The 24035-nt window shown below is 50.9% G+C and carries 22 protein-coding genes; 10 read left to right on the top strand and 12 right to left on the bottom strand.

Annotated elements, in window-relative coordinates; translation table 11 throughout:
* The first annotated feature begins 48 nt into the window (after positions 1-48).
* The 3 genes from P6574_RS01490 to P6574_RS01480 all read left to right on the top strand — a co-directional run bounded on the left by P6574_RS01490 (position 49) and on the right by P6574_RS01480 (position 1848).
* Positions 49-1056: an NAD(P)H-dependent glycerol-3-phosphate dehydrogenase gene (locus P6574_RS01490; RefSeq protein WP_310618635.1), complete on the top strand. Its 1008-nt coding sequence runs from the start codon at positions 49-51 to the stop codon at positions 1054-1056.
* A 69-nt stretch (positions 1057-1125) separates the two neighbouring features.
* Complete coding sequence (locus P6574_RS01485; RefSeq protein ID WP_310618634.1) at positions 1126-1416, top strand: YciI family protein; 291 nt, start codon at positions 1126-1128, stop codon at positions 1414-1416.
* Positions 1417-1419: 3 nt separating this feature from the next.
* Positions 1420-1848 (top strand): EVE domain-containing protein, encoded by a 429-nt coding sequence (locus tag P6574_RS01480; RefSeq protein ID WP_310618633.1) that lies wholly within the window; start codon positions 1420-1422, stop codon positions 1846-1848.
* A gap of 89 nt (positions 1849-1937) precedes the next feature.
* Here the strand turns inward: P6574_RS01480 and P6574_RS01475 are convergent, their stop codons facing one another.
* Both P6574_RS01475 and P6574_RS01470 read right to left on the bottom strand, forming a co-directional pair.
* On the bottom strand, positions 1938-2123 hold the full coding sequence (locus P6574_RS01475; RefSeq protein ID WP_310618632.1) for a hypothetical protein: 186 nt from the start codon (positions 2121-2123) through the stop codon (positions 1938-1940).
* Between the two features lie 18 nt (positions 2124-2141).
* Positions 2142-2972: an SDR family NAD(P)-dependent oxidoreductase gene (locus tag P6574_RS01470; protein WP_310618631.1), complete on the bottom strand. Its 831-nt coding sequence runs from the start codon at positions 2970-2972 to the stop codon at positions 2142-2144.
* An 879-nt stretch (positions 2973-3851) separates the two neighbouring features.
* Here P6574_RS01470 and P6574_RS01465 point away from each other — a divergent pair.
* Both P6574_RS01465 and P6574_RS01460 read left to right on the top strand, forming a co-directional pair.
* A complete protein-coding gene (locus tag P6574_RS01465) occupies positions 3852-7190 on the top strand; it encodes a M10 family metallopeptidase C-terminal domain-containing protein (RefSeq protein WP_310618630.1) in 3339 nt (1112 codons plus the stop codon).
* 126 nt (positions 7191-7316) lie between these two features.
* On the top strand, positions 7317-7703 hold the full coding sequence (locus P6574_RS01460; RefSeq protein WP_310618629.1) for a hypothetical protein: 387 nt from the start codon (positions 7317-7319) through the stop codon (positions 7701-7703).
* Here P6574_RS01460 and P6574_RS01455 read toward each other — a convergent pair.
* The 5 genes from P6574_RS01455 to P6574_RS01435 all read right to left on the bottom strand — a co-directional run bounded on the left by P6574_RS01455 (position 7700) and on the right by P6574_RS01435 (position 13734).
* Entirely contained in the window at positions 7700-8827 is a 1128-nt protein-coding gene (locus P6574_RS01455; protein WP_310618628.1) for an ABC transporter ATP-binding protein, read from the bottom strand. The genes P6574_RS01460 and P6574_RS01455 overlap by 4 nt on opposite strands.
* A 2-nt stretch (positions 8828-8829) precedes the next feature.
* On the bottom strand, positions 8830-10512 hold the full coding sequence (locus P6574_RS01450; RefSeq protein WP_310618627.1) for an alpha-glucosidase family protein: 1683 nt from the start codon (positions 10510-10512) through the stop codon (positions 8830-8832).
* A 7-nt stretch (positions 10513-10519) separates the two neighbouring features.
* The gene (locus P6574_RS01445; RefSeq protein WP_310618626.1) at positions 10520-11347 is read right to left on the bottom strand and encodes a carbohydrate ABC transporter permease; all 828 of its coding nucleotides are present in this window, start codon (positions 11345-11347) and stop codon (positions 10520-10522) included.
* Positions 11347-12309, bottom strand: a complete 963-nt coding sequence (locus P6574_RS01440) for a carbohydrate ABC transporter permease (protein ID WP_310618625.1) — start codon at positions 12307-12309, stop codon at positions 11347-11349. Before P6574_RS01440 ends, P6574_RS01445 begins: the two co-directional genes overlap by 1 nt.
* Positions 12310-12432: 123 nt before the next feature.
* Positions 12433-13734 (bottom strand): ABC transporter substrate-binding protein, encoded by a 1302-nt coding sequence (locus P6574_RS01435; protein ID WP_310618624.1) that lies wholly within the window; start codon positions 13732-13734, stop codon positions 12433-12435.
* A 451-nt stretch (positions 13735-14185) separates the two neighbouring features.
* Here P6574_RS01435 and P6574_RS01430 point away from each other — a divergent pair, with 451 nt between their 5' ends.
* Positions 14186-15211, top strand: coding sequence for a LacI family DNA-binding transcriptional regulator (locus P6574_RS01430; protein WP_310618623.1), 1026 nt, complete (start codon positions 14186-14188; stop codon positions 15209-15211).
* A 23-nt stretch (positions 15212-15234) separates the two neighbouring features.
* Here P6574_RS01430 and P6574_RS01425 read toward each other — a convergent pair whose 3' ends face one another.
* Entirely contained in the window at positions 15235-16179 is a 945-nt protein-coding gene (locus P6574_RS01425) for a LysR family transcriptional regulator (protein ID WP_310618622.1), read from the bottom strand.
* Between the two features lie 46 nt (positions 16180-16225).
* Here P6574_RS01425 and P6574_RS01420 point away from each other — a divergent pair, with 46 nt between their 5' ends.
* Positions 16226-17209 carry an aldo/keto reductase gene (locus P6574_RS01420; protein ID WP_310618621.1) on the top strand — a complete coding sequence of 328 codons (984 nt, stop codon included), beginning with the start codon at positions 16226-16228 and terminating at the stop codon, positions 17207-17209.
* Positions 17210-17372: 163 nt separating this feature from the next.
* On the opposite strand, the gene rplT is transcribed toward P6574_RS01420, so the two are convergent.
* From rplT to P6574_RS01400, 4 genes are all read right to left on the bottom strand, one after another.
* The gene (gene rplT, locus P6574_RS01415; RefSeq protein WP_310618620.1) at positions 17373-17729 is read right to left on the bottom strand and encodes a 50S ribosomal protein L20; all 357 of its coding nucleotides are present in this window, start codon (positions 17727-17729) and stop codon (positions 17373-17375) included.
* A gap of 31 nt (positions 17730-17760) precedes the next feature.
* Entirely contained in the window at positions 17761-17958 is a 198-nt protein-coding gene (gene rpmI / locus P6574_RS01410; protein ID WP_310618619.1) for a 50S ribosomal protein L35, read from the bottom strand.
* Between the two features lie 294 nt (positions 17959-18252).
* Positions 18253-18795 (bottom strand): translation initiation factor IF-3, encoded by a 543-nt coding sequence (gene infC / locus P6574_RS01405; RefSeq protein ID WP_310622078.1) that lies wholly within the window; start codon positions 18793-18795, stop codon positions 18253-18255.
* Positions 18796-18992: 197 nt separating this feature from the next.
* On the bottom strand, positions 18993-20153 hold the full coding sequence (locus P6574_RS01400) for a glycosyltransferase family 4 protein (RefSeq protein WP_310618618.1): 1161 nt from the start codon (positions 20151-20153) through the stop codon (positions 18993-18995).
* A gap of 117 nt (positions 20154-20270) precedes the next feature.
* Here P6574_RS01400 and P6574_RS01395 point away from each other — a divergent pair, with 117 nt between their 5' ends.
* From P6574_RS01395 to lepA, 3 genes are all read left to right on the top strand, one after another.
* Positions 20271-21053, top strand: coding sequence for an alpha/beta hydrolase (locus P6574_RS01395; protein WP_310618617.1), 783 nt, complete (start codon positions 20271-20273; stop codon positions 21051-21053).
* Between the two features lie 41 nt (positions 21054-21094).
* Positions 21095-22081: a penicillin-insensitive murein endopeptidase gene (mepA, locus tag P6574_RS01390; protein WP_310618616.1), complete on the top strand. Its 987-nt coding sequence runs from the start codon at positions 21095-21097 to the stop codon at positions 22079-22081.
* Between the two features lie 121 nt (positions 22082-22202).
* On the top strand, positions 22203-24008 hold the full coding sequence (gene lepA / locus P6574_RS01385; RefSeq protein WP_310618615.1) for a translation elongation factor 4: 1806 nt from the start codon (positions 22203-22205) through the stop codon (positions 24006-24008).
* Positions 24009-24035: the final 27 nt, after the last annotated feature.

The raw sequence follows: 24035 nt of genomic DNA, 5'->3' as shown, positions 1-24035 counted from the left end.
ACCATGCACGCAGGACAAAGGCACACTTTAACTAAGGATCCACCGCTAATGACTGAGGCCTTTCAAAATATCTGCGTTCTGGGAGGTGGCTCCTGGGGGACAGCTCTGGCACTTGCTGCACACAGGGCAGAAAGGCAAACCGTTTTATGGGCGCGGGATGAAAACACGGCTCGCACGATTGCCACCACCCATCAAAACCCCAAGTACCTGCCGGGTATTACTTGGAATGAAGACCTTCTTGCAACGGCCAGCTTAAGCAAAGCTCTGGCAGATGCTCAAGCGGTTCTGCTCGTAACACCGGCCCAGTCAACGCGCCAGATGCTCAAAGCAATGAAAGGCTTGGTGCGGGAGGGCACTCCACTTTTGTTATGCGCAAAAGGCATTGAAGCGGAAACAGGCCTTCTTCTTTCTGACGTGGTCAAGCAAGAACTGCCGGAAGTTATTGCTGGGGCCCTATCCGGTCCCAGCTTTGCACATGATGTCGCCTCCGGTTTACCTACGGCAGTCACCATCGCAACACCCGACATTGAGCGCACGGATGCCTTGAGCCAAGCGCTTGCGTCCACGAGTTTGCGCCCCTATGCGAGCGATGACTTAATTGGTGTTCAAATCGGGGGGGCCTTGAAAAATGTGCTCGCCATCGCTTGTGGTGCCGCCGTTGGCTTCGGGCTTGGCTCCAGTGCGCAAGCTGCTCTGACGACCCGCGGCTTTGCCGAGCTTACCCGCCTTGGAGTGGCCCTTGGCGCAAAACGTGAGACCTTGACAGGGCTTTCGGGCCTAGGTGATCTTATTCTCACGTGTTCTTCCACCCAATCGCGCAATTTCTCATTCGGAGTGGAGCTAGGCAAGGGTAAATCTGCAACGGATCTGGTTGCTCCGGGGCAAAAGCTGGCAGAAGGAGCCTACTCGGCCAAAATTGCTGTCAAGCTTGCAGCTCAACACCAGATTGAAATGCCCATTGCCCAGAGCATTTCTAAAGTTATCGCTGGAGAATTAAGTGTCGGGCGCGCTTTAAGCGACCTAATGACGCGCCCGCTGAAGCGCGAAGCGCTATAACCTATTTATATCGATTCTCAATTTCCTACCCGAAACGGGTAGCCATCTAAAGCAAGGGAGACCTGCACAATGCTTTATGCCCTCATTTGTACCGACAAGGCCCATTCCGTGGATCTTCGCCTAAAACATCGCCCCTCACACCGTGAGTTTCTTAAGGGTCTGGGCGAACGCTTAAAAGCAGCGGGCCCATTTCTGGCGGACGATATGACAACACCTAGTGGCTCGCTCGTTATTCTTGAAGTCGCCAATCGTGATGAAGCACTTGCAATTGCCTCCGAAGACCCCTACGCCCAAGCGGGTCTTTTTGAAACTGTCGAAATCCGTCCATGGGAATGGGTCTTCAATAACCCGGAGGTCTAGAATTTGAAATACTGGCTCTTTAAGTCCGAACCGAACAAGTGGTCTTGGGAACAACAAAAAGCCAAAGGTGATGTTGGTGAAGAGTGGGACGGGGTGCGCAACTATCAGGCCCGCAACTTCATGCGCCAAATGGAAATTGGTGACAGAGGCTTCTTTTACCATTCCAATATCGGCAAGGAAGTGGTTGGCATTGTAGAAGTCTGTGCGCTGGCGCATCCTGATTCAACGGTTGATGATCCGCGCTGGGAATGTGTGGACATCAAGGCGGTGTGTGACGTGCCTAACCCTGTCACACTTGCGCAGGTTAAAGTAGAGGAGCGCCTTGCCGATATGTCCCTTGTGACAAGCATGCGCCTTTCTGTACAGCCGGTTAAAACCGAAGAATGGGAACTGGTCTGCCAGATGGGGGGACTGGACCCCAACAAGATTTAACTGGTCTCAAACCCCGCACTCCTGCGGGGTTTTAATTTGCCCAAATGCTATAATGTTCAGCGTATCCTCTGTTTTAGCTGCGCCTTATTTTACAGGTAGCGGTTTATGTTCCATAGTCTTGGGACCGTGGCAGGCCTGTCTGTTCTCAAGGTATTGCGCGACAGGTTATCCTTACATACAACAGCTGCTTTTCTTACAGCGCCCACATTTGCCGCAACAATCTGGTCGCGCAGCAAGGTACAGGACGGCTGAACCGCTTCCCTGCCCACATTCAAGAACTTGTAGTCCTGCGCCTACGACAGATCGGTCAACCTTTGCTCCTGTAACATTGCCTCGGCCTGTTTGTATGCTGTCTCAGGCACATGGTCGTGCGAGAAAATCCAGAACTTCCCTTGCCGTATTCCTTCAACGCAAATCATGGCCGCATCTTCAGGGGGCAAACCTGTGGCAATGGCTTGGGACACCATGGTGTGAAATGCTTCAGTCGGCGCACTGACGGGCACATCTCTGCTGGCAGACTGTGGACGGGAGCGGTCACTTTCAAGAATGCACGTTCGCACAGCTCCGGGGCAAAATACAGATACGGTCACTTTGGAACGGGAATTGCGAAGATCTCTGGCAAGAGACTGCATCAGACCGACCACGGCGAACTTTGAGGTGTTGTAAGCTGCAAAATACGGTACGCCATATAAACCGGATTCTGAGGCTGTTGTATTGATATGCCCCTCACCCTGAGCCTCAAGAAGCGGCAGGAAAACATGTATTCCATAGATCACGCCCCACATGTTGACTCCGAGAGTCCATTCCCATTCTTCAAGCGTTGTTTCCGCGCATGATCCAATGGGACCAACACCTGCATTGTTACACAAAAGATAAACAGAACCGAACGCTGCCACCGCTTCATCAGCAACCCGCCGAACGTCCTCCAGTTGTGAAACATCGGCCACAACGCACACGCACTGGCCTCCCCCACGGTTCACTTCAGCTGCCACATCTTCCAGTGAACTGCTGTGAGGCCCCACAAGGACAACATTCATTCCCTTTTGGGAAAGATTAAGCGCCAACCCTCGCCCAATGCCACTTCCCGCACCAGTTACAACAGCGGTCTTTCCAAATATGTCCATGTTTCCAACCCGCCTTACACGTGTAGTTCACTCTGGACTCCAAGATATTATATTGTCGTTGCTATGATCTAAATTTCAGAACCTTCGCTTGGGGTAAACAGAACAAATTTCCCTGGTCTCAGAACGGGCTGGATTTGCGGAAATTCTGCATAAGTAGATGCGTATTCACGGATTGAACGGCTGATATGCAACTTCTTAAACTTTTAAGTTAGTTCGCAACAAATATTATCAATAATAAAACGGCATTTATTTACAATTTTAAAATTCACATAAATTAACAAAACAATAGTTAAGTATATTAACAGGCTTATCCAATATATCTCATTAAATTAGTTTCATTGGTTAAATTTTATCACCTTAAAAATCATTGACTTTCAACCAGAAAACAAAAAGAATTCTATAACTATATTGGAAAAGATAACGATAAAATCGTCTGCATTAAGTATTGATAGACCACACCTTTTATGGGTAATCACTGGCACTGAATATGCAGACAGGGACTTGGAGTGATTGAAAGTGTTGACTGGCTATGCGTATTCTCCGCTTAAACAAGCTCTTAAGAAATCATCAAAACTCCTTAAACTGTTGGAACCTCAAAAACTTGAGCATCTCAACGGATACAGGAAGTCCCAATCGCTCTCCTGTACAGCAAATGCGAGGCGGATCAGAAAGTACGCCCGTTATAATCTAGCAAAAATTATAAGTGTCCCTAGTAAAACACACTACGAATCCTCTCCTCAAGATTCTCAATAATTTTGTCTTCTAGAAACGTCCCCAAGTGCCAATGGGGCGACGGCATATGTGATGCCGAGTAATTGCTGGCACACCAATACTGTTACGCATTATCAACCCAAACTTATAAAGCAGGGAGATCAACCGATGCAACATCCGACACATGCCAGTGGCTACTGGTGGATTAATGATCAAACCCCAGACAATCCATTTGGTAAAAGTGAAGATTATGAATCTTATCTGGATTACCTTGGTGCACTGCCGCGAAGCCTGACACCTGAGATTGCTCAGGAACCGTTGGTTATCAACGTTTCAGGACTCAATGACTACCCTGAATACAAAGCTGCCGCTATTGGAGCTTTGCAGATGTGGTCTTATGTTACCCCGCTTGAATTTGAAATTGTCGATGACGTGCCATTCGATCCGGACACGCAATGGATGGAAGTTGTAAGCCCAGCACTGGGTGAACAGGACGATGGCAGTGCCTACTCATCCAACCGCTATGTCAGCATCGGCCAGCGCTTCCACGACACAGAGCCTAACCTGACAGACATTGGCGGCTATGTGTTTGACAGCTTTATTCATGAATTCGGTCATGAATTCGGCCTCAATCACCCTGGTCTTTACAACTACGGCGGACCAGGCGGCGTTCAGATCAACTACCTGAACAATGCCACATGGACCTATGACCGCCAACAGTACAGCGTCATGTCCTATTTTGATGGCATTGATGTTGGGGAAACAACGCGCTGGTCGGCAGCAACACCGTTAATGGCCGACATTGAGGCAATTATCCGCCGCTATTTCTCGACTGTTGATGAAGATGGTGTGCGCACATACCAGACGATTGATCTCAATACGGGTGACAACACCTACGGCTTCAACAGCACCGAGTATGGCTATGAGCTGACCTCCACGGGCATGCAGCACGATATTGGTTTCGTGATCCATGACACTGGCGGGGAAGACACCATTGACTTCTCCGGCTCTACAGCAGGCACCATCCTTGATATGCGCGCTGGACAGTTCTCCAGTGTAAACGGACACAGCAACAACGTGTCTATCTTTGCCGGACACAATGAAGATCAGACCGAGTACTATATCGAGAACGGTATCGGTAGCCAGTTTGATGACATCATCATCGGTAACGATGGAAACAACGTGCTGAACGGTGGCAGCGGCGCTGACCGCATGGCTGGCGGCAACGGCGATGATATTTACTTTGTCGATTCCGCTGATGACATCGTTCGCGAAGAAGCTGATGGCGGTAATGACACCATCATCGTCCTGAACAGGGATATTGATCTGGGTGACGTGGAGAATGTTGAAAACATTATCTATGTTGACGGCACTCCAGTTGAACCCGTTGAGCTGCCTGTTGAGGATACCACACCAGATACAAGCGAAGCGATGACCAGCATCATCTTTGGTGATGAAGGAAACAACACCCTTGATGGTGGCGCTGGTGGCGACACAATCTTCGGTATGGATGGAGACGACTACATCGTTGGTGGTCGCGATTCACTGGCCAGCCGCGATATCAACAACACCATTGATGTTGAAGACCTTGAAGATCAGACCGAAAGTGATGACGGCAACGACGTTCTGTATGGTGGTCGCGGTAACGACACCATTTTGGGCGGTGCTGGCGATGACATTCTCGATGGCGGCGAAGGCGACGATATCCTTATGGGTCAAGACGGCGTTGACGTCTTTATCGGCGGTGAAGGCAGTGACACTGTTGACTTCAGCAATGAAAGTCCGTTCCAGCTGATCGTTAACCTTGAAACCAACATGGCCAGCGGCGGCACAGCCTCCGGGGATACATTCTACTCCATCGAAAACCTGATCGGTTCCGATGATCGTGTTGACCGGTTCATTGGTAACTCCTCCGACAACCATTTCTGGGGCCAAGGTGGCGGTGACGTCTTCAATGGCGGCGCTGGTGATGACATTCTGGACGGCGGCAATGACGGTGACATGCTGTGGGGCGATGAAGGCAACGATACGCTTATCGGTGGCTCCGGTCAGGATTACCTGAATGGCGGAGAAGGTATCGATACCGTTGTTTACTCAGGAAGCTCCGGCGGTGTGATGGTTGACTTGGTCAATGGTACAGCCAGTGGCGGTGACGCTGATGGTCCTGTGCAGATTGTGGGCCGCGGCACTGCCATCAAGCACGACATCATTGTTGATGTAGAAAACGTTGTTGGTTCTTACTTCGACGATCACCTCATCGGAAACGATCAGGTCAATGAGCTCTCTGGTGGTTCAGGCGACGATGTTCTGACTGGCGGCGCAGGCGCTGACATCTTGAACGGTGGAGCAGGTAGCGACACTGCAGACTATTCAGATGCAACAAGCGGTGTCCGGCTCAATCTGGCGAAGGGGCGTTCCGAGGGAGATACTTATAACTCCATCGAAAACCTTGCAGGTTCCGGTTTCAATGACCGCATGAAGGGTGACAACTCAGCGAACACTCTAACAGGTCAGGGTGGCAACGATATTCTTCGCGGCGGCGGCGGCGATGATATTCTGCTCGGTGACTTCGCCGACCTTGGAGAGGCTATCCCACGTCCAGGCATGGGCACCGGTTACGCCACACTGGGAGCGGACGCCACCAACAACTCAATGGATACCGCGTTCGATATTTCCAACAACTTCTCCTTGACAGAAGATCCAAATATTTTCGATTCGACCTCAGTCCTTCACACGACTGTCAACGCAACCGGAAATGGTTTGGGCGGCTACTACAGCATCGACCTTGCAGCTGGAACAGTTCTTACAATCGACATCGATGGTATTGCTGATCCGAACGTCCATGACAGCTGGGTGCGCTTGCTTGATAGTGATGGGAATATCGTCACTGAAAACGATGATGGTGGCGGCGATGCCGGCTCTAACAGCAGCCGCGATTCAAGCACAGTCTTCGTTGTTCAGGAAACCGGAACCTACTACATCCTTGAGGGCAGCTGGACACCGGATTCCCCTGAGGGCTGGACAGAAGCTGTTCCTGAGGGTTCCGACTACACCTTGAACGTATCCGTTGAGTTCCCGCCTGAGCCGGTTCAACCGGGTGTTGCCGGTGATGACAAGCTCTATGGTGGACGTGGCAGCGACTTGCTGGACGGCGGCCTTGGAAACGATGTTCTGGATGGCGGCGCAGGGGAAGATTCCTTCCGCTTCTCTACAGAGCTTGGCGAAGACAATGTGGATAAGATCAAGGACTTCAACAGTGCTGAAGATCTGATCCTGCTGGACAGCAGCATCTTTACAGAAGCTGGCAATGAGGGTCTGCTTGACCTGAATTCATTCCACATGAGCGCCTCTGGTGTTGCAAGAGACGCCAGTGATCGTATCATTTACGATACCGATAGCGGGGCTCTGTTCTATGATGCGGACGGGTCCGGTGATGGTGATGCGATCCAGTTCGCACGACTGGATTCAGGCTTGAACCTTGCAGCCGATGATTTTGTGATCATCTAAAAATAACGAGAGGGGCGCCTTCCAGCGCCCCTCTTCTTTTGGCTATAGTCTTTTTATAGATCTGGAACTATTGCGGGTTACATACACAATAAAGGTAGTATTATGAGGCTCTTGACCAATCGCAAAATGGTATTCGCAGCAGCCGGATTTCTGGCGTCAGGCAGTGCAGCGGTTTCCGAGACAGTCACAATACAACCAGAAGATATTAAGGTCATAGTCAGGTTCGAGGACAACACTGCCATACCGAAAGGTTCACTCGAAGTATCTTTCAAAGGGCAAGACACTCACAAAGATACCCAAGACCTTGACGGTAAAGTCCAGCTCTCAAGTTCGGGCAAATCCAAGACGCTGGAATTTTCGCTAGCATCCCCCTCCTCCACTGCAACCACATCTCCAACACTACAGCTCGTTGCCAACCTGAAACGCAGCGACGGCTGGCTACTCGCACGCGGCAGCGCAAAGTTAAAGCCGGCTACCCCAGTAGACATTACCCTTTACAAAGTAATGTACTAATTATTTTCCATCTGGCGGGCGGCCATGGACGTTGAAGTGTCCGCTTGGCGAGGAAGAGATGTTCCGTCACTTTTGAAAACATGGCACTGGGTTGGCGGGAGTTCCAAAGTCACTTCATCGCCGGCTTTGATTTGCGCATCACCTGATTTTTGAACTGTCATTAGTTCTCCATCTGGAGAGCGAACGTAGAGAAAATGGCTCTCACCCAGCTCTTCAATGACCTCTACAGGCGTAGAAATAGGCCCCTCTTGAGAGCTTTCAATATGCTCGGGCCGGATACCAATGGTAACTTTCTCTCCAACTGTAAGCTGGCTCCCGTCAACACAGGCCGCAACAGTGTTCCCATTGGCAAGCCTTGCCTCCACTTTGTCTTTGCTGGCTAAAGTAACTGCCGCAGAGACAAAATTCATTTTTGGGGAACCGATAAACCCTGCAACGAATTTATTGCGCGGGTTATGATAAAGCTCCAACGGCGAGCCCACTTGCTCCACCTGACCTGCAGAGAGAACCACGATCCTATCAGCCAGTGTCATGGCCTCCACCTGATCATGAGTTACATAGATCATGGTTGCATCCATTTCGCGGTGCAGTTTTGCAATTTCGATACGCATTTGCACACGAAGGGCTGCATCCAGATTGGACAAAGGCTCATCAAAGAGAAAGACTTTGGGATTGCGGACAATCGCACGGCCAATAGCCACCCGCTGGCGCTGCCCGCCAGATAGCTGCTTGGGCTTACGCTTCAGCAAAGGTGTCAGCTCAAGAACCTCGGCAACCTTGGTGACTTTCTCACGAATTTCCTGTTTGGAGTGTTTTGAAAGCTCCAGCCCAAAGGACATGTTCTCATAAACATTCATATGCGGATAAAGCGCGTAGGACTGGAATACCATCGCGATTTTCCGCTCTTTCGGCGATCGGTCATTCACCACCTCACCGTCTATAGACAAGGAGCCGGTAGAAATGTCCTCCAGACCTGCAATCAAGCGCAGTAACGTGGATTTTCCGCAGCCGGAAGGTCCAACAAAGACGACGAACTCGCCGCTTTTAATATCCAGATCAACACCGTGAATAATTCGGGTGCTGCCAAAGTCCTTTACGATACCTTTTAAGGTAATGCTGGCCATATTCAGTAGGCTCCCGACCCTTTTTGAATTTTCAAGAATGCTGCCTGCCATGGTGTAATGGTCACAGCCCCACCTTTAAGCCGCGCAACAAAGCCATGCCCCTTCAAGGCCAGCAGTTTGCCAAGGCTACTCACATCCAGTGTGGCAGTCTCATCGCTTAAATTGAATAGACAAAAGGTCTCTTCAGTTTCTAATGCTCTAACAAAACCCAGAATCTGGTCACCGGTATCTAAAAAGCGAATTGTTCCTTTAATGAGCGCGCTTTGACTCCGGCGCCATTTCAGGAACTGCCGCGTGCGGTTGAGGATAGAGTTCGGGTCTTTTGATTGTTCACCGACATTGCTGGCGATATGCCCAGAATCCACCGGCAGCCACGGCGTTCCCTCAGTGAAGCCCCCATGCATGGAATTATCCCATGCCATTGGTGTGCGGCACCCGTCACGACCTTTGAACTCTGGCCAGAATTCAATTCCGTATGGGTCTTGCAGCAGATCAAATAGAACCTCCGCCTCTGCAAAGCCGAGCTCTTCGCCTTGATAAATACAAGGAGAGCCGCGTAAAGATGCGTTGAGCGCCAGCAAAACCGGGGCGATTTCAGCCACATTGGCCCCCTCGCCCAAACGGGAAGCCACCCGCACAACATCATGGTTCGACATGGCCCAGCTTGGCCAGCCATCTCCAATCTTTGCTTCCAGTTTCTCAACACAGGCCTTCACGTAGGTGGGAGTGGGCGTGTTGGACAGGAGGTCGAAGCTATACGCCATATGCAAACGTTTGCTGCCCTCAGTATATTGGGTAATAAGATCTATCGCATCCTGCTCAGCCCCAATTTCCCCCACGGTCGTCGTATTGGGGTACTCATTCATCAATGCGCGCAGGCGCTCAAGAAATGCGATATTGTCAGGGCGTGACTTGTCGTAGATATGCTCTTGGAAGGTGTAGGGATTATTGTCCTTTGCAGAAGCCGAGGTTTCACTGGACTGGCGAGGGGGATTATCACGCAGCTCCTTGTCGTGAAAGTAGAAGTTCACCGTGTCCAGCCGGAAACCATCCACCCCCAGATCAAGCCAGAAGCGGGTTGCCTCCAGAACAGCTTTGCGAACCTCCTCGCTATGGAAGTTCAAGTCCGGTTGGGATTTCAGAAAATTATGCAGATAATACTGCATCCGGCGGGCATCCCATTGCCACGCCGACCCGCCAAATATGGAAAGCCAGTTGTTTGGAGGGGAACCGTCCGGTTTGGCATCGGCCCACACATACCAGTCCGCTTTGGTATTGTTGCGGCTCTGACGGCTTTCTTCGAACCACAAGTGCTGATCTGAAGTGTGGGAGATCACCTGATCCATAAGGACCCGAAGACCGAGGGCGTGGGCCTTTGCTATCAGCGTCTTGAAGTCCTGAATGGTTCCGAACATGGGATCCACCTCGGTATAATCAGAAACATCATAGCCAAAATCATCCATCGGTGATTTCATAAAAGGGGAGATCCAAAGAGCATCTACGCCCAATCCGGCAATATATTCCAGCTTGTTGGTAATCCCCTGCAAATCTCCGATACCATCCCCATTGCTATCAGCAAATGAGCGCGGGTAGACCTGATAGATGACAGCGCCCCGCCACCAATCCCTGTCATTGGGGAGCGTTGATTTGCGGGCACTTTGATCTGGGGAAACAAATGCATTCATCCCGTGATTATCCTTTTACGGCGCCAGCAGTCAGGCCAGCGACAATTTTTCTTTGAAAGATGAGTACAAGCACCACGATCGGCACGGTGACCACAACCGAGGCTGCCATGATGCGCCCCCACGGCAGCTCAAACTCGGAAGCACCGGAAAGTAGAGCAATTGCCACAGGGACCGTGCGCACATCGTTGGACAGGGTAAAAGTAAGTGCGAACAGGAACTCATTCCACGCGGCAATAAATGCCAGCAGGCCTGTTGTGACCAGAGCGGGCCACATGAGTGGCAGGAAGATCCTTCTGACAATCGTAAAGGAGGAAGCCCCGTCTACAATTGCAGCTTCTTCCAGCTCTTTAGGCAGCTCGCGCATAAAGGTTGTCAAAACCCAGACAGTAAACGGCAACGTGAGAACTGTATTGGGAATAATGAGGCCGGGCAGACTGTTATAAACGCCCAGCGCACGGATGAGTTCAAACATGCCCGAGAGTATGGCCACCTGCGGAAACATGGAGACACTCAAGACTGTCATAAGCAGCAGCCCGCGCCCTCTGAAATGGACCCTTGCCAGTGCATAGGAGGCGGTTACAGCAATAAACAGCGAGAAGATCACAACCGACGTTGCAACGATAACCGAGTTTAAAATGTTCCTGCCAAAAGGCTGCTCGGTGAAAATGCCAAGATAATTTTCAAAATTGAAGGATGTGGGCAGCAAAGAGGTGCTGAACAGTTCCGCCCCCGAACGCAGGGAAGAGACAACGGCATAGTAGAAAGGAAAAACCGAGAAAACGACTATGCAGGCGACAAGTGCATAAAACAGCACTGTTTTGATCGTTCTATTCATCACTGGCCCTCCTCAGTAACGCGGACCTTGCCGACAACCAGAGTAAGCGCGGTTAATCCGGCAACAATCATGAACAGCAACGTTGCGGCGGCAGAGCCGTACCCAACCTCTTGAAAGTCGATAAGCTGCTGCTTGGCATAAACGGACATAGACATGGTGTCGGAGGAGTTGGAGGTCAGTACGTAGATCAGATCAAAGATACGCAGCGCATCCAGCGCGCGGAAGACAACCGCCACCAAAACCGCGGGACGAATAAGCGGTAGCGTGACCTTGAAGAATACCTTAAGGGGACTAACACCGTCCACTTTTGCCGCCTCGTAAATGTCAGAGGGCAGCATTTGCAGGCCCGCAAGAATAAGCAGCGCCATGAAAGGCGTTGTCTTCCACACATCAACAATAATAACCGCCCACATGGCCGTATCGGGATTTGCTGTCCATGCAACTGGCTGGCTGATGATACCAATTGTCATCAGAATTTCATTCAGCACTCCAAACTGGTCATGAAGCAGCCACCCCCACATACGGGCAGAAACAATTGTTGGAATGGCCCATGGAATAAGCACGGCAGTTCTTGCTAAGCCGCGCCCTTTGAAGTTGGCGTGCAGAACCAGTGCCACAATCAGACCGAAGAAGGTTTCCAACCCAACCGAAATGACAGTGAAGTAGATTGTGTTACCAACAGCATTCCACCACTGCGGGTCAACCAGCAAGCCGAAAGCTTCACCATCATAAAATGCGAGATAGTTTTCAAAGCCGATAAACTGGGTAGCAGATAGGTCTGACAGGTTTGCATCGGTAAAGCCCAGCCAGATTGTTCGGAGCAAAGGCCAGCCGGCAACAACTGCCAAAGCTAGAAGCATGGGAGAGAGAAAAAGCCATGCAGAGCGAATTCTGGAAGAGGTCAGCCGAGAGCGCTGGGCTTTTACTAACTTCATTCCGCCGCTGGATACGGCAAGGGTCATGGACCTGATCCTTGGTGCACAGGCAAACTATTTAAAACAGCTTCTAAATAGGATTTGCGTTTTTATAATAGATTATTGGCGAATGCGGCCAATCAAAACCGCATTCGCAAAAGCGGGCTCTGGCTACCAGTCTTTACGCTTGATGCGCTTCAAGTCTTTTTCCAGCTTTGCAAGGGATGCCTCTGCGGTTGTTTTCCCGCTGAGAACCTTATGGGCTGCATTATAAAAAGCGTTGGAGACCTTGTTGTAATTACTGCCTGTTGCACGAGACGGGCGGGCAACAGCATTGGTGAAGGTCGCTTCCAACTGACCCATAAACGGGTTAACAGCCAGGATTTCAGTGTCGGAGTAAAGGGCTGGGATTGTTGGATTATAAGACCCTTTGATGGCAGCTTTCTTTTGCTCTTCCTTGCTTGTCAGCCACATGACAAGGCTTGCAGCGGCCTCGGGGTTTTTGGAATACTTGGAAACGGCCATTTGCCAGCCTCCCAGCGCTCCGGTTTGCTTTCCATTCTCCCCACCCTTTGGCAGTGCAACAACACCCACTTTACCCTTGACGGACGAGCCTTCTTTTTGTGCTAGCGACCATGCGTAGGGCCAGTTGCGCATAAAGACCGAGTTACCGGATTGGAAGATGCCGCGAGAATCTTCTTCCATATAGTTCAGCACACCTGAAGGGGTGATCGTACCAACCCAGCTTGCCGCCATATTCAAGGCTTTAACTGCATGAGGGTTGTTGATGGTGATGTCGCCTTCCGCGTTAACGATGTCGCCGCCGCCGTAACTATCCACCCACTCCAAGCCATCACAGGTCAAACCTTCATAGGCCTTGGCCTGAAAGACAAATCCCCACATCTTGTCTTTGCCGGAGGCGCGTTCAGCTGCTTGAATCTTTTGAGCTGTAGCGGTCAACTCTTCCCAAGTTGTTGGTACTGGTTCACCATATTTTTCCAGCAAATCTTTCCGGTAATACAAAAGGCCCGCATCGGTATATTTGGGCATAGCAACCAGTTTGCCCTTATAGGTATTGTTCTCAATAATTGGCTGGAAATGTTCGGCTTCAACACCATTTGTGTAGGGCTTCAGATCGATAAAGTGATTACCCAGAATGCCGGGCCAGATCACATCAATTTGAAAAACATCAATATCATCAGAGCCTGAGCCCAAAATTTGCTGAAATAAAGCCAACTGATCGGTGGCGGAGGTCGGCGCTGAAACGATATTGGCAGTATGGCCGGTTTTCTTTTCCCACTCAGCGACAGAGGAACGGCAGAGCTCCTGTTCCTGCCCAACACTGCCACAGGTAATCGTAACTTCCGCGGCATTGGCCTGAACTGTCAGTCCGGCAAGGCTCACTGTGGTTGCGGCTAAAACTGTTTTGATGTTCAAAAGACATACTCCCCGATGTTTTTGTTTTAGAGACATTATCGATAACCTCCCCGACAATAGCTCCGTGCCCTTTCGCAAATGGGCCAAGCAGGATAATCGAAAAGCAGCTGTTTTCATTACCCCAAAGCGCTTTGGATACTACGGTGACGGACCTACAGCTAAGTGTCAAGAGCTATTCCCTATGGGATAATTAAATGGTCAACTACTGATATTGCCTATATATTAGGCAATATTTCTTCAAATAACTGAATCAAAGCAATGTTTTCAAATTCCTCAAGTTAAGCCATCCCATTCCATAGTGCTCCCCTAGGTTTTATTTCCAAAGCGCTTTGGATATGCTATTATAAATACTCATGTGGAGCATCTATCGAAAAAGGATGGACGAACTTGATCTTACCTGAAGCTACCAGCATCAGTTGAAAAGTTATAACTGGGTAAGTTCGTCGGTTGCCGGGAATGCTGTAAAAATTGAAGGTTGAGCACTTTAATGAATTTGAAAAGCCTTTCTGTCCATCTGGGACTTTCACAAACAACCGTCAGCCGCGCCTTGAACGGGTACAGCGATGTCTCTGTGGAGACGCGCAAACGGGTTGAAGAGGCTGCGAAAAAATATGGGTACCGCCCCAATGCCAGCGCTCGCAAACTGGCAACAGGCAGATCCCGCGCCATTGGCGTTTCCTTTCCCACAGACCGCAATTTGCTCGCTGATCCACACTTTATCGAATTTCTGATCGGGTTGACCGAACAGGCTGCCGAGTGTGATTACGACCTTCTGTTATCCGCAACCAAAAGCGATTCAATTGAAGGGTATCAAAGAACCGCCGGTAATGGCGCTGTCGACCTGATGGTGCTGTCCAGCCTGGATCTGAGCGAAGAGAGGCTGGATCAACTAAAGGATATAGGCAGGCCTTTTATTGTTCATGGGCGCATTGAGGGACGTGAAGACTATGCCTATTTGGACATCGATAACCGGCAAGCGTTCTACCTCCCCACGAAACTTCTTCTGGATCTTGGGCACCGACGGATCGCCATTCTCAATGGCCCTGATGGGCGGCACTATTCCAATCAACGCGCGAAAGGGTGGGCGGATGCCTTGAAAGAGTACTCCATTGAAGCCGATCTGAATCTTACACGCGGCGGTGTGATGAGTGAGGAAGTGGGATACCGGCTTGCAAAAGACTTGCTGAAACAGGCAGAAAGGCCCACCGCGCTTTTATGTTCCAGTGTCGTTATGGCCGTTGGTGCCTACCGCGCGGCGGGAGAGCTTGGACTTTCGGTGGGCTCTGATGTCTCCATAACCGCTCATGATGATGGATTACCTTTGGTCAACCCTCAAAGAATGGAGCCTGCCCTCACAGTTACCCATTCCCCCATCCGCGCAGCAGGCAAGGAAATTGCCTTGATGGCTAAACGCTTTGTGGGAGGCGTACCTTTGGAACAGCTGAAAACCGTTTGGGATGTGGAGCTGATTTACCGCCCATCCGTTGGAGCGCCGCGCAAGAAAGTAGATTGAGACCGTCATATACCAAGCCGCGTTTAGTACCCGCGCAACTTACCTCGGTGATCAACTATCAAGTCACTTAGAAAATCGGCCAGTACACGCACTTTCCGACTTTGAGCCAGATCCGTTTGAATAACGAGGTAAATTGGTTGATCCAGACCAATATCTGGATCAATACAGACGAGGCCCTGTTTTTGAGCCAAAAGGTGGGGTATGACCGCAAGACCCAAACCCGCTTTTACGGCAGAGACCTGCGTCGCAAGAGATGTTGTGGTTACCGCAGGCGCACGTCCGTGCAAAATACGCTCCACCCATTGGGCCGCAGGCAAATAGGCCTGTGCCCCTCCCCAAGCAATAAACTCATCCGTCTCATAGCTCCCCCGCTCCAGCTCCGCACGCCGTTCTCTCGCATAATCTTTGCTGGCATAAAGGCCAAACCCTAATACTCCCAGTCGCTTTATGGTCACATTACCGCGCTCTGGCTTCACCATGCGAATAGCCAGATCCGCATCGCGGCGATGCACATTCACCGTGGCGATATCCGTGATCACTTCAACTGTAAGCCCCGGATACTGTCTTTTAAATTCACCAAGAGCTGGCAGAATAAGTGAGGTTGCAAGGTTCTCAGCGGTCGCCAAGCGCACCTTTCCGCAAAGCTGTGCTTGGCGTCCGGCTTCTGCCCCAAAGGACAGAGCAGCCTCTTCCAGCACCTCTGCTTTTTCAACCAGATTACGCCCATCCTCTGTGAGGAGATATCCTGACTGCTGGCGTGTAAAAAGCGGTACACCCAGTGCATTTTCAAGCCTGTCAATCCGGCGGGATAAAGTTGCTATCCCCATAGTGAGAGAGGCCGCAGCCGCGCTCAACGTGCCATATCGGGAGACCGCCAGAAAGGCACGGGCATCATCCCACACCAGCCGTCGGGTTTTGTATTTTTCAATATCGGAAAACCACTTCTTGGAACTCGCTAATTTCTTCATTTTGGAAACATGCCACATTGCCTCTGAAAAGCACAAGGAGGCTATCATGCAAAAACGTAAACTAGGTCAGGACTTTGAAGTATCCGCTATTGGGCTTGGCTGCATGGGAATGAGTGAATTCTATGGGCCCCGCGACGATACCCAATCGCGGCAAGTTCTCTCCCGCGCAGTGGAACTCGGAATCAACTTTCTCGATACGGCGGACATGTACGGCCCGCATCACAACGAAGAGCTACTAGGCGAGTTTCTTCGAAGCAGCCGAGCCGATGTGCGCATTGCAACGAAATTTGGTATCCGGCGCAACCCCGGAGAATACAAACGAATTCTGGACAATAGCCCTTTATATATGAGCCAAGCCTGTGAAGGTTCTTTAAAACGCTTGGGCGTGGACTACATCGACCTTTACTACGTACATAGAGTAAGCCCGTCCCATCCAATTGAAGAGACAATAGAGGCTCTGTCCCGCTTGATCCAGCAAGGAAAGATTGGCCACATCGGCCTTTGCGAAGTCAGTGCCAAAACTCTACGGAAAGCCCATGCTGTACACCCGGTAACAGCAGTGCAGACAGAATACTCCCTATGGTCGCGGCAGGTGGAAAGCGACATTTTGCCGACTTGTCAGGAACTAGGTATTGGATTTGTCCCTTATTCACCGCTGGGGCGCGGCTTCCTGACAGGGCGTTTTCAAGATACTCAGGAATTTGAGGAGAATGACTTTCGCACATCCCTCCCCCGTTTTTCTGCAACTGCCCTCACCCAGAATAAAAGCATCGCAGAAGTGATCTCTCAAACCGCGAAGGAGAAGGGATGTACCCCTGCGCAGTTGTCCCTAGCATGGCTTTTGGCACAGGGGGACAACATTGTGCCCATTCCAGGCACGAAAAAACTCAAATATCTGGAGGAGAATGCAAAGTCCCCGGCAATCCACCTGAGCAAAGCTGACTGCAAGAAACTGGAGGCCTCTCTAACCCCCTTACCTGTTATCGGAGAGCGATACACAGCAGAAGGCATGAAGGGGCTTAACGCATAACTCACACCTCTCTTTCTGCTTAAATAAATGATGCCCCAAAATACAACGGCATCACCTTGCTAAAGCGCAGACAAAGATACGAGCAAAAGTGGCAACCCCTAACAAAAAAGGCACGGCCCTAACGGGCGCGTGCCTTTAAACTGCTAAGTACAGACTATCGCAATTAAGAGATAGCAGCCTGTGCTTTTTCAACCAGCGCTTTGAACGCTTCTGGCTGATGGATAGCAATGTCGGACAGAACCTTACGGTCTACTTCGATGCCAGCCTTGTTCAGACCATCGATGAAACGACCATAGGTCATGCCGTGCTCACGGGTTGCAGCGTTGATACGCTGAATCCAGAGCGAACGGAAGTTCCGCTTGCGAGCCTTACGGTCGCGATAAGCGTACTGTGCCGCTTTTTCGACCGCCTGCTTAGCTGTACGGATGGTATTTTTACGACGGCCATAGTAACCTTTGGCTGCCTTAATAACCTTTTTGTGACGAGCGTGGGCTGTAACGCCTCTTTTTACACGCGACATGGGTAACTCCTAGTCTCAATTGCTGGACGGCTTAGCCGTATGGCAGGAACTTCTTCACGATACGGGCATCCTGATCGCACAATGTGGTTGTGCCACGTGCGTTACGGATGAACTTTTTCGAGCGTTTGATCATGCCATGGCGCTTGCCGGCCTGAGCGCATTTAACTCTGCCTGTCGCGGTGAGTTTGAAGCGTTTCTTGGCTCCAGACTTCGTCTTCAACTTGGGCATTTTGCGTCCTTTCTTTATATGGCTGGCTAATTGCCAACCAAGGTCACATCTTGGATGCATCAAAAGCCGCCACGGCATGCCCTATATGCCTTGGAAAGAAACCTTTTTAAAAAAGCTTTTCACCAAGAGTAGCCGGGCGACTTTGAACCGCGGGGTTATAGGACTGAACTGCCAGAAAAGCAAGAGGCAATCCGCTTCGAGAAGTGCTCTTGAAAGGGGAGACTGGGATTGGGCAAAAAAATACCCGGCGCACGAATACGCCGGGTAAAATTTTCTAACAAAAATCAGATTGAATTAGCGAGCAATCGGCGCCAACACCATCATCATCTGCCGACCTTCAAGCTTTGGATGGCTTTCCACCTTGGCGATATCAGCAGTTTCTTCTTTTACTTTCAGAAGAAGCTTCATACCCAGGTCCTGGTGAGCCATTTCACGGCCACGGAAACGAAGCGTAACCTTGACCTTATCGCCATCATCGAAGAAGCGCTTCATGTTTTTCATCTTCACTTCATAGTCATGAGTGTCGATGTTTGGGCGCATCTTGATCTCTTTGATCTCGACGATTTTCTGCTTCTTGCGAGCTTCAGCAGCTTTTTTCTGGGCCTGATACTTATAGCGACCATAGTCCAGAATTTTACAGACAGGAGGCTTGGAATTCGGCGCGATTTCTACTAGGTCCAGCCCCTGATCCGAAGCCATTTCAAGGGCTTTTTCGATAGGTGTTGGGCCAAGGTTTTCCCCTTCAGCATCAATCAACTGGACTTCACGAACACGAATTTCTTGGTTGGTGCGCGGCCCTTCCTTCGTGGGGGGTGGTGCGCGAAACGGACGACGAATGGTGGCTAACTCCTCTTTGGATGCCGATAAAAGCTAATTACAGAATGGTTCCATGAACCTTTATCTCAGCTTCGTCAAGACCTGAAGCCAAAAAGAAAAAAGTCTATCGACACCCTGTTGCACAAAGATCGATAAAAATACGCTGCAAGTCAACAGCTCTACAACTAAAAAAGATCAAGCTTTCAGCCAATCTATCCTCAATTTCCCAATTGCTTGGCATAGACATCAAGGGTCGCGGAACACATTGCCTCTTTTGTAAATTTTTGTTTTACATGGGCCAATGCCCTGCTTCGCAAATCCTCAAGATCTACCTGAGGCAGACTCAGAACAGTTTCAAGGGTTCGCGCAAGCGATTCTGCATCTCCCGCGGGCACATGCCATCCGGTGCGCTCGCTTTCCGAAACTACCGGCGGCACCAGAACCGTTTCTGGTACCGCGCCAATATCACTCACAATCACCGGAACACGGGCGGCCTGAGCCTCCACTGCTGCACGCCCAAACGCCTCTGGCTCAATGGAGGCCACAACACTTACATCGGCAAGAGCGTGGGCGGCTGCAACATCGGCGCAATGGCCAACCAGCTTGATACGCTCGCTAAGCCCCGCCTGATCGATTTGCGATTTGAGCGAGCGAAGATACTCCTCCCGCCCCTGATGGTCCCCCGCCAGAACAACACAAAGATCCTCATAGTCTCCACTACCGAGCAGGCGCACCGCCGCATCAATAAGAACCCCCTGCCCCTTCCATGCGGTCAATCGGGCCACGTTCAAAATAACCCGCTGTCCTTTGCGCAGGCCCCAAGCCGTCCTCAAGGCTTCCTTGCGCTCTTCCTCCACATTGTTCGGGTCAAGGTAGCCTAGATCAGAGCCCCTATGGATAACCGTGATTTTGGAGGTAACGGCAGCATTTCTTTGCCGGATGACGCCAGCGGTGTAATTGGAATTTGCGATAATGGCATCAGAACGGGTCATTGCCGAATTATAAAAGGCTTTCAAAGCATTCTGTTCTTTGTAGAGCCCGTGATAGGTCGTCACAAATGGGATTTTCAGTGCATGAGCTGCCCACAGCGCCGACCATGCAGGCGCACGACTTCTAGCGTGGATCAAAGAGACGTTGCTTTCCCTTGCAATTTTAATAATACGCCGCGAGTTTTGCCAAAGCCTAGCAGGGCTCTTGGTTCCAGCTGGAAACTGAATGTGCCGAGCGCCCGTAGCCTCCAGCTCCGGCAACAGCCTTCCCCCTTCCGACAAAACAATCGATCCCCACCCATGCTTTACAATTGCCTCGGCCACATCAACGGTTGTGCGCTCAGCGCCGCCAGTTCGAAGATCGGGGACAATTTGCATTATTGTTGGCATAGGGGCCTTCCTCTGGGCGTTAAATCTGGCATTTGTAACTGGAACAGTTTGCGGCACAGGTTTTCTTCAATAAATATCCGCTGTGTCCTACAAAGGTAGACAATCGGAGGTTCTTTAATGAGTGCTCAGATACCCCAATTCATTGAGGTTGGCAAAGACTCTGAAACACGCAGGATCGCGGTCAGGCAAGACAAGCGCTCCAGCACAGGCGTTTTGTGGCTTTCCGGCTTCAAATCCGACATGCAGGGAACCAAAGCACAAGCACTGGTAAAATGGGCCGAAGACAAAGGCGTCACCTGCACCCGCATGGATTACTCAGGACACGGAGAATCCAGCGGGGAGTTTACCGAAGGCACGATCTCCAAGTGGCTTAAAGAGGCCAAAGCCGTTTATGAGCGGTTCTGCGATGGTCCAACAATCATCATCGGCTCGTCCATGGGGGGATGGATTGCCCTTGCCCTTGCCAAAGCACTCGCCAATGGAGAAAAGCTGGGCAATGGAACGCTTGCCGGCATGGTTCTGATTGCCCCGGCTCCCGACTTTACCGAGGAACTCATGTGGAAACAGGAGTTTACCGAGGAAATCAAGCGCGAGATTATGGAAAAGGGCCGCATGGAGCGCCCCTCCGAATATGAAGACAGCCCCTATATCATCACTCGCGATTTGATTGAGGACGGGCGTAAAAACCTTCTCTTGGGGGAAGCTATTCCAACCAATTGTAAAACAATCATTCTACAAGGTCAGAAAGACCTTTCCGTACCTTGGCAGCACGCCCTGCGTATTACAGAGCAGATTGTGAATGATGACGTGCTTCTCACCTTCGTAAAGGATGGCGACCATAGTCTTTCTCGCCCAGAAGATCTTGATCGGCTATTATCCTCCATTGAGAGCCTCATCTAGGTTTATGGCTCTTCGGAACTGCACGAATAAATAGGGCACCTATGGTTATTCAAAAACTCATCTATACGGTTTTCTCGCTCTTGGGTGTCCTTGCGTTTTCTGCTGAAACCGTCATGGCAGTTCCCCTACCCAACAAAAAACCTTTTGCAATTCCGGCCCATGATTCTCAGGCCCGCAGTGAGCAAACAAAGTTTGACGGGCCTGCAAAAGAGTACTTTGGCGCACATCGCACACCTGCCAGTTTGAAGGCGGAAAGCTACGGCTCCTACGCCAAGGGCTGCATTGCGGGCGCGGTTGAAATGCCAAAAAACGGTACCACCTGGCAAGTCATGCGCTTGTCTCGCAATCGCAACTGGGGGCACCCCAAGCTCGTCGCATTCCTGCAAGACCTTGCGGGGCAAGCACCTTCTCTGGGCTGGAACGGCCTGCTGGTTGGCGACATGTCCCAACCCCGCGGCGGCCCCATGCTCACCGGTCACGCCAGTCATCAGGTGGGACTGGATGCCGACATCTGGCTTCGTCCACTGCCTGAAAAACGGTTTACGCCCGCCCAGCTGGAAAAGGTCAGCGCCATCTCCATGCTGAAAGGGCCGATGGACGTGGCGGGTGCGGACCGCTCAGTTGACCCTGAGATTTGGACCCCTGCCCATGCGGGCCTTATCAAAGCCGCTGCACAACATCCGGAGGTCGCCCGCATTTTCGTCAGCCCTGCCATTAAAAAGGAACTCTGTGAGTTTGAAACAGGTGAAAATCGGGACTGGCTGCGTACCGTACGCCCTTGGTGGGGGCATCATTATCACTTCCACGTGAGGATGAAGTGCCCTGCGGAAGATAAATCTTGCAAAAATCAGCCGGCACCACCGCGCGGCGATGGCTGCGGGTCAGAGCTGGGTTGGTGGCTTTCCGATGAACCTTGGGTTCCAAAACCAAAGAAACCCGGCGAAAAAAAGAAGGTTACGCCTAAGAAACCACCACTGGAAGTCATCGATCTTCCCACTCAGTGCACTAAAGTGCTGCTGGCAAACTAATTCTAAAGGTTTCAAGGAGGATGCTTGACGTCCTTCCAAAACTGGAAGAGTCCTTTTAAAAATCCAATATACTGGTCATTTAGGTCTTTGCCTAAGTGTCCAGCAATGGTAATTGAGCGCCATGACCACGAAAACACTGTCCAACATACGCAATTTTTCAATTGTTGCGCACATCGACCACGGTAAATCCACACTGGCCGATCGCCTGATCCAGTCCACTGGCACGTTGACCGAACGTGAAATGACGGAGCAGGTTCTCGATTCCATGGATATCGAGAAAGAACGCGGCATTACGATCAAGGCACAGACTGTTCGCCTGATTTACAAAGCCGAAGACGGTCAGGAATATACCCTGAACCTGATCGATACGCCCGGTCACGTGGACTTTGCCTACGAAGTTTCGCGCTCCCTTGCTGCGGTAGAAGGCTCCCTTCTGGTCGTCGATGCCTCGCAAGGTGTGGAAGCGCAAACTCTGGCAAACGTATATCAAGCCATTGAAAACGATCATGACATCGTGACGGTTTTGAACAAGGTTGACTTGCCTGCCGCAGAGCCGGACCGTATTAAAGAGCAGATCGAAGATGTGATCGGCCTTGATACGGCTGAATCAGTCATGATTTCCGCCAAGACCGGCCTAGGTATTCCTGACGTTCTGGAAGCAATCGTCAAACAGCTACCCGCCCCTAAAGGCGACCCTGACGCACCCCTCAAGGCCATGTTGGTGGACAGTTGGTACGATACGTATCTGGGCGTTATGGTGCTTGTACGCATCATTGACGGTGAGCTGAAAAAAGGCGATTCCATCAAGATGATGGGAACCGGTGCGGTCTATCCGGTGGACCGTGTAGGTGTTATGACCCCGGCCTTTGTCGCCACCGACCGCCTTGGCCCCGGTGAAATTGGCGTGTTGACTGCGTCCATCAAGGAAGTTGCCGACACCCGTGTTGGTGATACAGTCACCATGGACAAAAAAGGCTGCACAGAGGCTCTACCTGGCTTCAAACCAGCCCAACCAGTTGTGTTTTGTGGTCTGTTTCCGGTAGATGCCAACGACTTTGAGGATCTGCGCTCTGCAATGGGCAAGCTACGCCTCAACGATGCGTCCTTCTCCTTTGAAATGGAAACATCAGCCGCTCTCGGCTTTGGCTTCCGCTGTGGTTTCCTTGGCCTGCTGCACCTTGAAATTATTCAGGAGCGCCTGTCCCGCGAGTTCAATCTGGACCTGATCGCAACCGCTCCATCCGTTGTTTACGAGATGGAGATGACTGACGGTTCCAATTTTGAAATGCACAATCCAGCTGACATGCCGGATGTGGTCAAGATCAAGGAAATTCGTGAGCCTTGGATCCGCGCAAACATCATGACACCCGACGAGTATCTGGGTGCAATCTTGAAACTGTGTCAGGATCGTCGCGGTATTCAGGTTGACCTGTCCTATGTGGGCAGCCGTGCCATGGTAACCTATGATTTGCCGCTCAACGAAGTTGTTTTTGACTTCTATGATCGATTGAAGTCCATCTCCAAAGGGTATGCATCCTTCGATTACACCATTAGCGAATATCGCGCTGGTGACTTGGCAAAAATGTCTATTCTGGTGAATGACGAGCCCGTAGACGCGCTGTCCGTTCTTGTTCACCGTTCACAGGCAGAGCGCCGTGGCCGTGCCATGTGTGAGGTTCTTAAAGAGCTTATCCCTCGTCACATGTTCAAAATCCCAATTCAGGCCGCACTTGGTGGACGTGTTATCGCGCGTGAAACTCTCTCTGCCCTGCGTAAAGACGTGACTGCGAAATGTTACGGCGGTGACGCCACCCGTAAGCGTAAGCTTCTGGAAAAACAGAAAGCGGGTAAGAAGAAAATGCGCCAGTTCGGTAAAGTGGAAATCCCTCAGGAAGCCTTCATTCAGGCCCTGAAGATGGACGACTGAGACCAGTTTTGCCTCAAGAATAGTCCA

It is taken from the genome of Pseudovibrio sp. M1P-2-3 (genome assembly GCF_031501865.1).
Lineage (GTDB): Bacteria > Pseudomonadota > Alphaproteobacteria > Rhizobiales > Stappiaceae > Pseudovibrio > Pseudovibrio corallicola.
This window is presented reverse-complemented; position numbering and strand designations above follow the sequence as displayed.

Bases quoted from the DNA above. Each gene is read 5' to 3' on its own strand.
- P6574_RS01490 (WP_310618635.1), top strand. From the start codon at position 49: ATGACTGAGGCCTTTCAAAATATCTGCGTTCTGGGAGGTGGCTCCTGG.
- P6574_RS01485 (WP_310618634.1), top strand. From the start codon at position 1,126: ATGCTTTATGCCCTCATTTGTACCGACAAGGCCCATTCCGTGGATCTT.
- P6574_RS01470 (WP_310618631.1), bottom strand. From the start codon at position 2,972: ATGGACATATTTGGAAAGACCGCTGTTGTAACTGGTGCGGGAAGTGGC.
- P6574_RS01465 (WP_310618630.1), top strand. From the start codon at position 3,852: ATGCAACATCCGACACATGCCAGTGGCTACTGGTGGATTAATGATCAA.
- P6574_RS01460 (WP_310618629.1), top strand. From the start codon at position 7,317: ATGGTATTCGCAGCAGCCGGATTTCTGGCGTCAGGCAGTGCAGCGGTT.
- P6574_RS01455 (WP_310618628.1), bottom strand. From the start codon at position 8,827: ATGGCCAGCATTACCTTAAAAGGTATCGTAAAGGACTTTGGCAGCACC.
- P6574_RS01450 (WP_310618627.1), bottom strand. From the start codon at position 10,512: ATGAATGCATTTGTTTCCCCAGATCAAAGTGCCCGCAAATCAACGCTC.
- P6574_RS01445 (WP_310618626.1), bottom strand. From the start codon at position 11,347: ATGAATAGAACGATCAAAACAGTGCTGTTTTATGCACTTGTCGCCTGC.
- P6574_RS01440 (WP_310618625.1), bottom strand. From the start codon at position 12,309: ATGACCCTTGCCGTATCCAGCGGCGGAATGAAGTTAGTAAAAGCCCAG.
- P6574_RS01435 (WP_310618624.1), bottom strand. From the start codon at position 13,734: ATGTCTCTAAAACAAAAACATCGGGGAGTATGTCTTTTGAACATCAAA.
- P6574_RS01430 (WP_310618623.1), top strand. From the start codon at position 14,186: ATGAATTTGAAAAGCCTTTCTGTCCATCTGGGACTTTCACAAACAACC.
- P6574_RS01425 (WP_310618622.1), bottom strand. From the start codon at position 16,179: ATGAAGAAATTAGCGAGTTCCAAGAAGTGGTTTTCCGATATTGAAAAA.
- P6574_RS01420 (WP_310618621.1), top strand. From the start codon at position 16,226: ATGCAAAAACGTAAACTAGGTCAGGACTTTGAAGTATCCGCTATTGGG.
- rplT (WP_310618620.1), bottom strand. From the start codon at position 17,729: ATGTCGCGTGTAAAAAGAGGCGTTACAGCCCACGCTCGTCACAAAAAG.
- rpmI (WP_310618619.1), bottom strand. From the start codon at position 17,958: ATGCCCAAGTTGAAGACGAAGTCTGGAGCCAAGAAACGCTTCAAACTC.
- P6574_RS01400 (WP_310618618.1), bottom strand. From the start codon at position 20,153: ATGCCAACAATAATGCAAATTGTCCCCGATCTTCGAACTGGCGGCGCT.
- P6574_RS01395 (WP_310618617.1), top strand. From the start codon at position 20,271: ATGAGTGCTCAGATACCCCAATTCATTGAGGTTGGCAAAGACTCTGAA.
- mepA (WP_310618616.1), top strand. From the start codon at position 21,095: ATGGTTATTCAAAAACTCATCTATACGGTTTTCTCGCTCTTGGGTGTC.
- lepA (WP_310618615.1), top strand. From the start codon at position 22,203: ATGACCACGAAAACACTGTCCAACATACGCAATTTTTCAATTGTTGCG.